General features: G+C 70.5%; 13 protein-coding genes and 1 tRNA gene. 7 read left to right on the top strand and 7 right to left on the bottom strand.

Annotated features, from left to right (window positions below):
- Positions 1-290 precede the first annotated feature (290 nt).
- From AC1DP0_RS09120 to AC1DP0_RS09100, 5 genes are all read left to right on the top strand, one after another.
- Positions 291-1,649 (top strand): M23 family metallopeptidase, encoded by a 1,359-nt coding sequence (locus AC1DP0_RS09120; protein ID WP_478083881.1) that lies wholly within the window; start codon positions 291-293, stop codon positions 1,647-1,649.
- A 227-nt stretch (positions 1,650-1,876) separates the two neighbouring features.
- Positions 1,877-2,605, top strand: coding sequence for an amino acid ABC transporter ATP-binding protein (locus AC1DP0_RS09115; RefSeq protein ID WP_478083878.1), 729 nt, complete (start codon positions 1,877-1,879; stop codon positions 2,603-2,605).
- A gap of 80 nt (positions 2,606-2,685) precedes the next feature.
- A complete protein-coding gene (locus AC1DP0_RS09110) occupies positions 2,686-3,519 on the top strand; it encodes a glutamate ABC transporter substrate-binding protein (protein ID WP_478083874.1) in 834 nt (277 codons plus the stop codon).
- Between the two features lie 90 nt (positions 3,520-3,609).
- Entirely contained in the window at positions 3,610-4,287 is a 678-nt protein-coding gene (locus tag AC1DP0_RS09105) for an amino acid ABC transporter permease (RefSeq protein ID WP_478083872.1), read from the top strand.
- On the top strand, positions 4,284-5,213 hold the full coding sequence (locus AC1DP0_RS09100; RefSeq protein WP_478083871.1) for an amino acid ABC transporter permease: 930 nt from the start codon (positions 4,284-4,286) through the stop codon (positions 5,211-5,213). Before AC1DP0_RS09105 ends, AC1DP0_RS09100 begins: the two co-directional genes overlap by 4 nt.
- An 89-nt stretch (positions 5,214-5,302) precedes the next feature.
- Here AC1DP0_RS09100 and AC1DP0_RS09095 read toward each other — a convergent pair.
- The 4 genes from AC1DP0_RS09095 to AC1DP0_RS09080 all read right to left on the bottom strand — a co-directional run bounded on the left by AC1DP0_RS09095 (position 5,303) and on the right by AC1DP0_RS09080 (position 9,243).
- Positions 5,303-5,375, bottom strand: a tRNA-Asn gene (locus AC1DP0_RS09095).
- 107 nt (positions 5,376-5,482) lie between these two features.
- A complete protein-coding gene (locus AC1DP0_RS09090) occupies positions 5,483-6,001 on the bottom strand; it encodes a hypothetical protein (RefSeq protein ID WP_478083869.1) in 519 nt (172 codons plus the stop codon).
- The gene (gene dnaG / locus AC1DP0_RS09085) at positions 6,001-7,962 is read right to left on the bottom strand and encodes a DNA primase (protein ID WP_478083866.1); all 1,962 of its coding nucleotides are present in this window, start codon (positions 7,960-7,962) and stop codon (positions 6,001-6,003) included. Before dnaG ends, AC1DP0_RS09090 begins: the two co-directional genes overlap by 1 nt.
- A 51-nt stretch (positions 7,963-8,013) precedes the next feature.
- Positions 8,014-9,243, bottom strand: a complete 1,230-nt coding sequence (locus AC1DP0_RS09080) for a deoxyguanosinetriphosphate triphosphohydrolase (RefSeq protein WP_478083862.1) — start codon at positions 9,241-9,243, stop codon at positions 8,014-8,016.
- Positions 9,244-9,375: 132 nt separating this feature from the next.
- Between AC1DP0_RS09080 and AC1DP0_RS09075 the strand changes: the two genes are divergently transcribed.
- Positions 9,376-9,510 carry a hypothetical protein gene (locus AC1DP0_RS09075; protein WP_478083860.1) on the top strand — a complete coding sequence of 45 codons (135 nt, stop codon included), beginning with the start codon at positions 9,376-9,378 and terminating at the stop codon, positions 9,508-9,510.
- 31 nt (positions 9,511-9,541) lie between these two features.
- Here AC1DP0_RS09075 and AC1DP0_RS09070 read toward each other — a convergent pair whose 3' ends face one another.
- Positions 9,542-10,180, bottom strand: a complete 639-nt coding sequence (locus AC1DP0_RS09070; RefSeq protein WP_478083859.1) for a YdeI/OmpD-associated family protein — start codon at positions 10,178-10,180, stop codon at positions 9,542-9,544.
- 45 nt (positions 10,181-10,225) lie between these two features.
- Here AC1DP0_RS09070 and AC1DP0_RS09065 point away from each other — a divergent pair, with 45 nt between their 5' ends.
- Complete coding sequence (locus AC1DP0_RS09065; RefSeq protein ID WP_478083857.1) at positions 10,226-10,927, top strand: hypothetical protein; 702 nt, start codon at positions 10,226-10,228, stop codon at positions 10,925-10,927.
- A gap of 3 nt (positions 10,928-10,930) precedes the next feature.
- Here the strand turns inward: AC1DP0_RS09065 and dusB are convergent, their stop codons facing one another.
- Positions 10,931-12,139, bottom strand: a complete 1,209-nt coding sequence (gene dusB, locus AC1DP0_RS09060; RefSeq protein WP_478083876.1) for a tRNA dihydrouridine synthase DusB — start codon at positions 12,137-12,139, stop codon at positions 10,931-10,933.
- Positions 12,140-12,169: 30 nt separating this feature from the next.
- A partial coding sequence (locus AC1DP0_RS09055; protein ID WP_478083855.1) for an alpha/beta fold hydrolase occupies positions 12,170-12,904 on the bottom strand: 735 nt, incomplete at its 5' end.

Genomic DNA, 12,904 nt, shown 5'->3' with positions numbered 1-12,904 from the left:
GTCCTGCTCCGACCTGTCCCCCGAGGTTCGGTCGGTCTTGCTCCCCCGCACTGAACACAGTGCCCCGCGGACTGCAAGATAGGCGTCCCGAAATGCCGGAGTTTACGCAAGATTGTCGCAACGTGCCTCGCCCGGTTTTGCCGGAACGACCCGGGCCGCAAACCCGCCCACCTATGGTGGAGCAACCGGCCCGTCGGACGGGCGTGTCGGTTCGGGCTCCGGTGTTGGGGACATTCGCCGGGAGACGTCGACGGTGAGACCAGGAGTGGCTCGAGGGGGCTGAGTTGACGGTGACAGACGCCGGTGAGCGCACCGCGCCACGCGTCCTGAGCATCCGGGTGAAGGGCCGTTTCGTGCCCTTCGCGACCATCCTGGTGCTGTTCGCGCTCCTGCCCTTCCTCGGCGGCGCCACCCCGGCGGCACCGGTCGCGTCCGTCGTGCTGGCCGCCGGCTCCTCCACCGCGGTGCAGGAGGCCGTCGATGCCGTGGACCGGGCGCGTGCCGAGCTCTCGACGCTCGACGTCACTGCGGTCACCGACGTCACCGACGCCGCCACCGGGGTCCCCACCGGCTCTGCATTCTCGGCCGGAATCGGGGGCGGCCTCTTCATGTTCCCGTCGATCAGCCTCGCACCAGCGACAGCCGAGGCCATCGCGGCCCCGATCATCGGCCGGCCGCTCTTCGTCCGCCCGGTGGCCGGCGGCGAGACCTCGCCCTTCGGACCGCGCATCCACCCGCTGCTCGGCCGTCCGATGTTCCACACCGGCATCGACCTCGCCGCGGCGTGCGGCACCCCGATCCACGCGGCGGCCGACGGCACCGTGGTCTACGCCCGCGTCTCGGCCTCGTGGGGCGGACGCACGATCATCCAGCACAGCCCGACACTGAAGACGGCCTACGGCCACCAGTCCACCTTCCTCGTCACGGAGGGCCAGGTCGTCACGCAGGGTCAGGTCATCGGTCTCAGCGGCACGACCGGCTGGTCGACCGGATGCCACCTGCACTTCGACGTCATCCTCAACGACCGTTACGTCGACCCCGCCCCGTACCTCGGCTTCCCGCCGTCTGACACAGCGTCCGTGCCGTATGCCGCCGTCCCGCACCTCGTGTTCGACCCGACCAGTCGCCTCGTCGACGCCGTCGCGGACGGCGACGTCCCGATCACCGATGCCAGCGTGATCCCCTCGGTGCCCACGAGCACGGGCGGCCGTCCGCCGTCCACGACACCGACCACCACGGGACCGACGACGCCCGGCGGTACGCCGACGACCGAGCCTCCGTCGACGACGACGAGTGCACCCAGTTCGACCACGTCCACGCCCACCCCCACGAGCACCACGCCGTCCTCGACCACCACGACGGTCCCGGCGACCACGACCGTCCCACCGACGACGACCGTCCCACCGACGACGACGTCGCCGCCGAGCACGACGACGACTCCGTCGACCGCCACGACGACCACAACCACCACCACGACCACAACCACGACGACGGACTCACCGACCACCACGACCACAACCACGACGACGGACTCACCGACCACCACCCCGTCAACCGATCCGTCCAGCCCATCCAGCCCATCCAGCCCTGCCAATCCATCGAGCAGCTCGTCGACAGACATCGGTACGATTTCCGTGCCCACGAGCTAGCGGCGCACGCGACCCAGACGGCGGCGACCTCCACACCCGCGCCTGAGATGTCGGTTTCCTGACGTTCCCGTCGGTTACGGCGCCCCCCAGGGCTCCTCACGATTCGGGCACGCTCGGCGCGGAGTGTGCTTGCTGACCGCTGGAGCCGATAGGTTTCCCGGATGGACGACGTGAAACCCAGCGCCGCGGCGCCGAGCGACCGCACCCCGGACACGCCTCGTGACCCCATGGTCGTCATCGACAGGGTGAACAAGCACTTCGGCGAGCTGCACGTTCTGCGCGACATCAACCTCACGGTCGGCAAGGGCGAGGTGGTCGTCGTCCTCGGACCGTCCGGCTCCGGCAAGTCGACGCTGTGCCGCGCCATCAACCGGCTCGAGACCATCGAGTCCGGCACCATCTCGATCGACGGCAAGGCGCTGCCCGAGGAGGGCAAGCCGCTCGCCCAGTTGCGCGCCGACGTGGGGATGGTCTTCCAGTCCTTCAACCTCTTCGCACACAAGACGATTCGCGAGAACGTGACGCTCGGGCCGATCAAGGTGCGCAAGAAGTCGAAGTCCGACGCCGACCAGCAGGCGACGACGCTGCTCAAGCGTGTGGGCGTCGAGGCGCAGGCCGACAAGTACCCCGCGCAGCTCTCGGGCGGCCAGCAGCAGCGCGTCGCCATCGCCCGGTCCCTGGCCATGGGACCCAAGGTCATGCTGTTCGACGAGCCGACTTCGGCGCTCGACCCGGAGATGGTCAACGAGGTCCTCGACGTCATGGTGGGCCTGGCCAAGGAGGGCATGACGATGATCGTCGTGACCCACGAGATGGGCTTCGCCCGCAAGGCGGCCGACCGAGTCGTCTTCATGGCCGACGGCCAGATCGTCGAGGTGGGCACGCCCCAGGAGTTCTTCACCAACCCCAAGAGCGACCGCGCCAAGGACTTCCTCGGCAAGATCCTCACGCACTGAACCATCTGCAGCAGCCAGACCTAACGACAGGGAGCGGCGCGCACCGCGTGCCGCTGGCAACCACTCAGGGAGGAACCCACATGAAGGCACGACGACTCGGAGCCGTTGCGGCGGCTGCGACGTTGGCGCTCACGCTCGCCGCGTGCGGCTCCGGCAACAGCGGGAGCGGCACCGGCGGCGCCGAGGGCATCAAGGTCGGCATCAAGTTCGACCAGCCCGGCCTCGGCCTCAAGAAGGGCAGCGACTACACCGGCATGGACATCGACGTCGCCAAGTACGTCGCCAAGGAGCTCGGCACCCCCGAGGACAAGATCACGTGGGTGCAGGCTCCGAGCGCGCAGCGCGAGGACCTCATCTCGACGGGTCAGGTCAAGTTCATCGTCGCGACGTACTCCATCACCGACAAGCGCAAGGAGAAGGTCTCCTTCGCGGGTCCCTACTTCGTCGCCGGCCAGGACCTGCTCGTCCGCGCCGACGACACCTCGATCACCGGGCCGGACAGCCTCAACGGCAAGAAGCTCTGCTCGGTCAAGGGTTCGACGTCCGCGCAGAAGGTCAAGGACAAGTTCGCGCAGACCGTCCAGCTGCAGGAGTTCGGCACCTACTCCGAGTGCCTCCCGGCCCTGGCCACCGGTGGCGTCGACGCCCTGACGACGGACGACGCGATCCTGGCCGGCTTCGCCGCGCAGCCTGAGAACAAGGGCAAGTTCAAGCTCGTCGGCAAGCCCTTCTCGACCGAGAACTACGGCATCGGCCTCAAGAAGGGCGACACGGCCCTCTGCCAGAAGATCACCGACGCGATCAAGAAGATGCAGAGCGACGGCTCGCTCGACAAGGCCATCGCCAACAACCTCGGACCGGCCAACTACAAGCCGGGCCCCGGCAACCCGCCCACCCCGGCCGCCTGTTCCTGACCAAACCCAGCCGGATCGCCGGGTCGTGCGGTCGCCCAGAGTGACCGCACGACCCGGTAACGGTGTCAATCACCTGCGGAAAGGTGCGTAGTGCTCGACCTCTTCGAGAAGTACGCGATCTTCGGCGCGTTCTGGATGACCATCAAGCTCACCGTCTTCTCCGCGATCGGGGCGTTGGTGATCGGCACGGTCCTCGCCGTGATGCGTGTGTCGCCCATCGCGATCCTGCGCCGGCTCGGCACCTTCTACGTCAACACGGTGCGCAACACGCCATTGACCCTCATCCTCGTCTTCTGCTCACTGGGTGTGCTCTACATCCTGCAGATCAACCTGGTCGACCCGAAGTCCTCGACGTCGATCGTCGACAACAACATCCGCTGGGCGATCGTCGGGCTCTCCGTCTACCACGCCGCCTTCGTCTGCGAGGCGCTGCGCAGCGGGGTCAACACGGTGCCGGTCGGGCAGGCCGAGGCGGCCCGCTCGATCGGGCTGACGTTCACGCAGAGCCTGCGCGAGGTGATCCTCCCCCAGGCCTTCCGAGGATCCATCGCGCCGCTCGGCTCGGTGCTGATCGCCCTGACGAAGAACACCACGGTCGCGTCCGTCATCGGCGTCGCTGAGGCCTCGCTGCTGATGAGCGAGATCATCGAGAACGAGACGGCCAGCCTCGGCGTCTTCCTCGTCTTCGCGATGGGCTTCGTCATCCTGACGCTGCCGGTCGGGATGCTGTTCACGTCCATGTCACGGCGCCTGGCGGTGAAGCGATGAGTGCACAGAACGTCCTCTTCGACGCCCCCGGGCCACGGGCCCGGCGTCGCCACGCGATCCTGACGGTCATCGGTTTCCTCCTCGCTGCGGGGGGAGTCGCGCTCGTCCTGTGGAAGTTCGCCGCGCAGGGTCAGCTCGAGCCCTCGATGTGGACCTCGCTCTTCACGGCGGACGTGTGGACCGCCTACCTCATCCCGGGACTCATCAACACACTCAAGGCCTCCGCGATCTCCATCGTGCTGGCGATCGCCTTCGGGCTCGCGTTCGGCCTGGGTCGCCTCTCGCACGTGCGGGCGGTGCGCTGGGTATGCGGTGTCGTCGTCGAGTTCTTCCGCTCGGTCCCGGTGCTGCTGATGATGTACTTCGCCTACCGCTACTACTCGAACAACGGCGTCTTCACCAACGACGTCAATCCGCTCGCCGCCGTCGTGACAGGTCTGACGCTCTACAACGGATCGGTCATCGCGGAGCTGGTGCGCTCCGGGGTCTTCGGACTGCCCAAGGGACAGGCTGAGGCGGGCCTCTCCATCGGCCTGACCCAGGGCCAGACGCTTCGCTCCATCCAGCTGCCGCAGGCCCTGACAGCGATGCTGCCGGCCCTCGTGGGGCAGCTCGTGGTGATCCTCAAGGACAGCGCACTCGGCACCGCCGTGCTCTACCCGGAGCTGCTCCAGGCGGCCAAGGACATCGGCACGGCCTACAGCAACACGATCGCGGCCTACATCTTCGTCGCGATCATCTTCATCCTGCTGAACTACGGCCTCACCGTCGTCGCCGGCCGGGTCGAGCGCCGCCTCAACCGCCGCGGCCGCGGCCGGCGCACGGGCCACCCCGCTACCGGTGTCACGGGCACGGGCACGGTGGACACCCCCCTCGACGACATCGGGCGCGCCGGCGTTGCCGACGCGGGCGCGAGCAGCCGCTGACACCTTCCCACCGCCTCCCGAGAGGGATGCATCCGCGGAGGTGCGAGAAAGGGCCCCGTCACCACTGGTGACGGGGCCCTCTCCTTCGGCTCCCCCGATTGGACTCGAACCAATAACCTGCCGGTTAACAGCCGGCTGCTCTGCCAATTGAGCTACAGGGGAATGCTGCTGGGAAACCATAGCAAAGGGACTGGGCCAGCACTAAATCGGGGTTGCGAGCTCTCCGTCAGCCGCTCCCCGGGTCGGCGCTGACGCGCCGACGGACGCTCTCACCGACCCACCTCGGAGCGCAGTCGAGCCATCCGTTGCGCCGCCTCGCCGGCCACCAGAGGGTCGCTGAGGTCGACCCCCTTGCCCGGGATGGTCTGCTCGAGCAGATCGCCGCTGGCGAGGTCCTGACGGATCACGACGCGTACCGTGCGGCGCCCTGCGGTGCGGAACTCGTCGGCGAGCACGACGCTGGCCTGGAGACGCTCGCGCAGGGCCTGCTGGATGAGCGAGGGCTCGGTCAGTCGCCACCGTGCCGGCGCGCCGCGGTCGACCCACGTCACCGTGAGCTGGGACGACTCCCCCTGCCACGTGCCGGACTCCGCCTCGTGCCACGGTCGGTTCCAGAGGAGGGCACCGCCGGCGTCGACGAGAGCCAGGTGGTGCGTGGTCGCAACGACGTGCGCGCCGCTCCGCTCGTCACGCGCCCACGCGAGCAGCCGTTCCCCGCTCTCGAGGGGCACGGCCGCTCGGACGTCCGCAGGCAGCGGGGGTCGGCGCCGCCGCTCGAAGAGTGCCATCAGCCCATTCCCGCCTTGAGCGCCGCGAGCTCGCGCTGGAGCGTCTGCAGCTGCATGCCGAGCTCACGCGTCCGCTCGGGCGCCGGGGTCTCCGCGTGGTCCAGACGGCGCATCTCGCTCATCGCGTCGGCGATCCGGCGCGTCAGGGCGATGGTGCGCACGCGGGCGAAGAGCTCGTCCACGTAGCGCGCGGTCGGCAGTCCGGTGTTGGGGTCCATCCGCGTGGGCAGCGTGTCCACGGCGAGCTCGCTGACGAAGCCGGCGACGGGCGCGGGAGCAGCCTCGGTGACGGCTGACGTCCACGCCCGGGCGTTGGCCTGGTCACCGGTGTGGTGGGCGATGCGGATGCCGTCGAAGACCGCACGGTGTGCAGGGGCCGAGAAGGCGTCGGGCGTCAGCAGGTCGATGGCGCCGGGCTTGAAGACCGTCGGGAACTGGAGCAGCACCTGGAGCAGCTGCCGCTCGGCGTGCACCACGGGGTCGCGGCGGTCGGGTACCGGCATGACCCCGGCGGTCTCCGCCGCGCTCGGCTCGCCGTCGTCGCGACCGCCGCGACCGTCACGACCGTCACGACCGCCGCGGGCGTCGCCGCCGTTGCGGTCGGCGCGGGCGTCCTCCTCGACCTTGATCTTGCCCGCCCGGGAGACCTCGGTCGCGACCTGCTCGACGTCGAGTCCGAGCATGCCGGAGACCTCGCGGGTGTACTCCGGCCGGAGCGACTGGTCGCGGATCGAGGCGACGATGGGCGCGACGGCGCGCACCGCCTGGATGCGCCCCTCGGCGGTCGCGACGTCGAAGCGCTTGATCGTCGTCCGGACCGCGAACTCGAACATCGGCACGGCGTCCTCGATGAGCGCCTGCACGGCGGGGTCGCCGCCGGCCTGGCGCAGCTCGCACGGGTCCTTGCCGGACTTCTCGACAGCCACGAACGACTGCGAGGTCCACTTCTCGTCGTCGGCGAAGGCCCGCATCGCGGCCTTCTGCCCAGCGGCATCGCCGTCGAAGGTGAAGATCACCTTGGCCGGCGCCAGRCCGGCCTCGTCGCGCATCAGGCGCCGCAGTGTCTTGATGTGGTCGGCGCCGAACGCCGTGCCGCACGTGGCGACGGCGGTCTCGACCCCGGCGAGGTGGCAGGCCATGACGTCGGTGTAGCCCTCGACGACGACGGCCTGACGGCCCTGGGAGATCTTCTTCTTCGCGAGGTCGAGACCGTAGAGCACGGTCGACTTCTTGTAGATCGGGGTCTCGGAGGTGTTGAGGTACTTCGCCTCGATGCGGTCGTCGTCGAAGATGCGGCGCGCGCCGAAGCCGACGGTGTCTCCGGTGATGTCACGGATCGGCCAGACCAGTCGGCCCCGGAAGCGGTCGTAGAGGCCGCGCGAGCCACGGCCCGCGATGCCGCCGGTGACGAGCTCGTCGTCGGTGAAACCCTTGGCGCGGAGGTGTCGCACGAGGTCCTCACCGTCGCGGGGGGCGAAGCCGATGCCGAACTGCTTGACGTGCTCGCTGTTGAAGTCGCGGGCGCGGAGGAAGTCCCGCGCGGTTCGAGCCGCCTGGCTGCCGAGGAGCAGCTCGGTGTAGTACTCCTCGGCGACGCGGTGTGCCTCGACGAGGCGGCTGCGCCGCCCCAGCCCCTCCTCGCGCGGTCGCGCCCCGTCCTCGTAGCGCAGCTCCATCCCGAGCTTCGAGGCCAGCCGCTCGACAGCCTCGGAGAAGCTGAGGTGGTCGACCTTCTGGATGAAGGAGATGACGTCTCCGCCCTCACCGCAGCCGAAACAGTGCCAGGCGCCGACAGCCGGACGGATGTTGAAGGACGGCGTCTTCTCGTCGTGGAAGGGACACAGGCCCTTGAGCGACCCCGGACCGGCGGAGCGCAGCGTCACGTGCTCGCGCACGACGTCCTCGATGGACGACCGCGCCTTGACCGCCGCGATGTCCTCGCTGTTGATCAACCCCGCCATCTGCCTCCTGTCGCTGCCCGTGATTCTAGGTGCTCCCCCGGCTGGGCCTCGTCACCGGCACCACTGGCTGTGCAGGGCGAGGGCCCGCACGTCGGTCAGCGAGGCCACCTGGTCGACGACGACCCGGAGTCGTCCGCCGTCGTCGAGGGCCGCGGCGTGGTCGGCGCGGAAGGCCGCGTCGAGGCGCTCCTCGGGGCGGGCGGCATACGCCTCGACGACGGCGCGCACGACGTCCCGCTGCCCCGCCATGACCGTGAGCCGCTCGTCGGTGGTCATGACGAAGTGGTTGGCCAGCGCCTTGAGCACTGAGCACTCGGCGCGGGTGTCGTCCGGCACGACGAGGTCGGCCTCGAACCGGCACAGCTGCCCCGGGCCGTGCCGCTCGCGCGTGGCCTGCTCGACGACGAGGACGAAGTGCCCGATGAGCCGGCTCGTCATGTCCTTGAGGCGGGCGAGGTCACCCCGTGAGCCGTCGTATGCCGTGGGCACCGCTCCGGAGGCAAGGACGCGTTCCAGCGCGCCTCCCAGCGCGTCGGCCCCGAGGTCGGGGGCATAGGTGCGACCCGCGACGTCGATGACGTCGGCCATGTCGCGGGAGGGGAGCACGCGCGGGTCGATCCAGCCCGAGGCGATGGCGTCCTCGACGTCGTGGACGGAGTAGGCGACGTCGTCGGACCAGTCCATGACCTCGGCCTCGAGGCACCGGCGTCGCGGTTCGGCGCCCTCGCGGATCCAGTCGAAGACGGCCTGGTCGGAGGGGTAGACGCCGAACTTCCGCGTCCCGTCCGGCCCGTCGCCGCGCCCCCACGGGTACTTCGTCGTCGCGTCGAGACTCGCCCGCGTCAGGTTGAGTCCGGCGGACGTGCCGTCGGGGTGCGCACGCTTGGCCTCGAGCCGGGTGAGCAGGCGCAGGGTCTGCGCGTTGCCCTCGAATCCGCCGATGCCAGAGGCGATCTCGTCGAGGACGGTCTCGCCGTTGTGCCCGAAGGGTGGGTGGCCGAGATCGTGGGCCAGGCACGCGGTGTCGACGACGTCCGCGTTGCAGCCGAGGGCCGCCCCGAACTCGCGCCCGATCTGCGCGACCTCGAGCGAGTGCGTCAGGCGGTTGCGGACGAAGTCGTCGTGGCCCGGCGCGAGGACCTGGGTCTTGGCGGCGAGGCGGCGCAGGGAGGACGAGTGGACCACCCGCGCCCGGTCGCGGGCGAAGTCGTCACGGTCGGCGCGCTTCTGCGCGGGGTCCTCCGCGACCCAGCGCTCCCGGTCCCGCACCTCGTAGCCCACATCGGAACTCTAAGCGGCAACACGCAGGCGACCGGGGCACGGCACACGGCAAACAACTCGGAGGCGAGGGCCGGCCGGTCGGGCGCATACTGGCGATGAGGCCGCTCAGGTCTCCGAGCTCAGGAGCGCATCATGGCCGACAAGTCGCCCAGGTCCCACATGACCACCAAGTCGAAGTCGATCAAGGAGAAGCGGGCCGACAAGCACGCGAAGGCCGACCAGAAGGGCGGCCACACCGAGATCATCGCGCCCAAGGGCAAGCGCTGACCCCGATCGAGCGCCGCGGGTCGGGGTCGGCTCAGCCGAGCTCGGCTTGCATCCGTCGCACCCAGGCCGGCTCGGTGCCGTAGCGCTGCATCCTGATGAGGCGCAGGTTGGCGCAGTCCTCGACGAGCTCGGCCATGCGCTTGTCGCGGGTCGCCTCCTGCTTGGCCGTCAGCACCCAGTTCGTCGCGACCTTGCGGTACGACGGCGTGGCCCCGTCCCAGAAGGCGGATGCGCGCTCGTCGGCGCGCAGCATCGCCTCGTAGCGGTCGGGCCACGTGCGCTCACGGCTCTCGTAGGCGTAGACCCCTGAGCGGTCCTCACGCCGCCTCGCGAACGCGGCCAGCCCCGCAGGACGCATCCGCCCCGCCGCCGTCAGCTCCGCGACGGCGTTGATGTTGACCGTGCTCCAGTTGCTGCCCGGCTTGCGCGGCGTCCACCGCTGGCGCACGGCGTCCTCGTCGATCCGCTGGGACGTCGAGTCGATCCAGCCGAAGCAGAGCGCCTCGCGCACGGCCTCGGCCCACTGGAGGCCTCGGTCTCCGACGTGCTTCTTGTGCAGGCCCATCCACAGCTCGGTGGCGCTCTCGTGGTTGGCCTCGAGCCAGGCGCGGAAGTCCTCGGCGTCGTCGAAGAAGATTGCCGGCCGCTCCGCGGATCCACCCTCACGCATGACCCGATCCTGCCAGTGACCTCCGACGCTGGGAGGATCGACGACGTGACCGATCGCATCGCCCTCGCCGCCCGGAACAACGCCCTCTGGTGCGACGCGGTGGCGCGCTCGCTCGGGGTCTCGTGCACGACCGACGACGTGGCCTGGACCGCGTCGACCCGGACACCCCCCTACTACCCCGACGCCGTGACCCTCTCGCCCGCGGCCGGGGAGTACGACGTGCTGGCCCGCGTGGACGACTCGGACGGCTGCTCGGTCAAGGACTCGTGGGCCCGTCTGGACCTGTCGATGGAGGACTTCGCCCGGCTCGTCGTGGGCGAGTGGGTGTGGCTCGACCCCTCGGTGCCGACGCCGGGGACGGGCAGGGCCTGGCAGCGGCTCACGACAGCTGACGAGATGGCCGACTGGGTGCGCGCGTGGGCGAGCGACCCCGACGCGGAGGCCATCCTGCGCCCGTCACTGCTCGAGGAGCCCGGCGTCCACGTCCTCGGCGCCAGGGCGTCCGACGACCCTGCGTCCCCGGTCGTCGCGGGCGCCATCGTCAACGTCACGGGCGAGGTCGCCGGCCTCGGCAACCTCTTCGCCCGCGACGGGGACGTGGAGAGGGCCTGGGCTGCAGGCGCGGCGGCCGCACGCGAGGTCGCCGGCGGCATACCCCTGGTGGGGTGGGAGGCCGGTGCGAGCGTCGACGCAGCGGTCGCGGCCGGGTGCGAGCGGCTCGGCCCGCTCAGCGTCTGGCTGAAGTGAGGGTCAGCCGCCGCTGACCGACAGCTCGGCCTCGGCGATGGTCCGGCGGTGCTCCTCGGACAGCTCGCGCGACTCGAGCCAGCGGTCGGGAAGCGCCACGGTGCGCGACGACCCCGCCCGCCCGCGCTGTCCCTCCGCAGCCTCGCCGGGCCACGGCTCGTCCGGGTCGAGAGAGGCGAGCAGCGCGTCCAGCGCCGCCGTCGAGTCGACGAGGGCGAGCGAGTTGCGGATGGTCGACCCGGCGGGGAATCCCTTGAGGTACCAGGCGATGTGCTTGCGGATGTCGCGGCAGGCGCGCTCCTCCTCGCCGTAGAAGTCGCAGAGGTATGCCGTGTGCGTCCGGAGCGTGTCGGCGACCTCCCCGAGCGTGGGCGTCACCCGCGCCGAGGTGCCGGCGAAGGCTGCCGCGAGGTCGGTGAAGAGCCACGGGCGGCCGAGGCAACCCCGGCCGACGACGACGCCGTCGCAGCCGGTCTCGCGGACCATCCGCAGGGCGTCCTCGGCGGACCAGATGTCGCCGTTGCCGAGGACCGGGACGGAAGTCACGGTCTCCTTGAGCATCCGGATGGCGCTCCAGTCGGCGGTGCCGGAGTAGGCCTGCGCCGCGGTCCGGCCGTGCAGCGCCACCGCGGCGACACCCTCCGCCTCGGCGGTCAGACCGGCGTCGAGGAAGGTGAGGTGGTCGTCGTCGATGCCCTTGCGCATCTTGACGGTGACCGGGATGTCGCGCCTGGCGCCCTCCTCGACGACGGCGCCGACGATGGCCTTGAAGAGGTCCTTCTTCCACGGCAGGGCCGAGCCGCCGCCCTTGCGCGTGACCTTGGGCACGGGGCAACCGAAGTTGAGGTCGATGTGGTCGGCGCGGTCCTCGGTGACGAGCATCCGGGCCGCGGCCCGCGCCGTGGCCGGGTCGACGCTGTAGAGCTGGATGGAGCGGGGGTTCTCGTCGGGGTCGTGCTCGATGAGGCGCATCGACTCGGGCGTGCGCTCGACGAGCGCACGCGACGTGATCATCTCGCTGACGTAGAGGCTCGTCGCCCCGCTGGCGCCGCCGATCGCGGTGCCCTCGTTGCCGTACTCGCGGCACAGGCGCCGGAAGGCGCGGTTCGTGATGCCGGCCATCGGGGCGAGGACGACCGGCGACTCGATGACGTGGCGGCCGATGCGCAGCGGGGGCAGCACGGCTCCGGTCTCCTGGGCGGGAGGGCTCATCACGTCGGTCACGGACCCGATTGTCCCCGATCAGGCGCGCGGCGCCGAATCGACGACCCGCCTAGTGAAGCGCAGGACGGCCTGGGCGAAGGCGTCCGGCTGGTCGAGGTTGGCGAAGTGGCTCGCCCGTCGCACGATCTCGACCCGGGCGCTGGGGCAGGCGCGCAGGTAGGCCCGCGCCCCGACGCGGAACTGGTCGAACTGCCCGTTGAGCAGCAGCACGGGACAGCGCACCGCGTGCAGCATCGACGGCCGGCAGTGCGTCATGACCTCGCGCCAGGCGGCCGGGGTCTGGTCGAAGTAGTAGCCGCCGGCGATGACCGGGTCGACGCGCTCGGCCGGGTAGAGCCGGTGCAGGACACGGTCGTTGATCCGGGTCATGCGCTCGGGGCCGAGCCGGTCGGTCAGCGCCGCCACCCCGCGGTAGAGCGCGGCCCCGGGTCCGGTGGGGGTGGCGCTCGCGCCCGCGAGGACGAGCCCGGCCAGGGCACCCGGGTGGGCTGCGGCATACGCCATCGCGGCGTAGCCGCCCAGGGAGTGGCCGACGAGCACGACCGGCGTGCCGGCGGGGACGGCGCGGACGGCGTCGTCGATGACCTCGACGCTTCGGGCGAGGGTGAACTCCTCCACGGCGYGCCGGCCGTGGCCGGGAAGGTCGACGAGGGTGAGGTCGACGTGGTCGCGCAGGAGCGGCACCTGCGGCGCCCACTGGGCGCTCGACAGGCGCGACCCGTGCACGAGGACCAGGTGAGCACGCACACGGCG

The organism is Terrabacter sp. P5_B1 (genome assembly GCF_056400505.1).
Note: the sequence above shows the minus strand (reverse complement) of the source record. Positions and strands in the feature narration are given on the sequence as shown.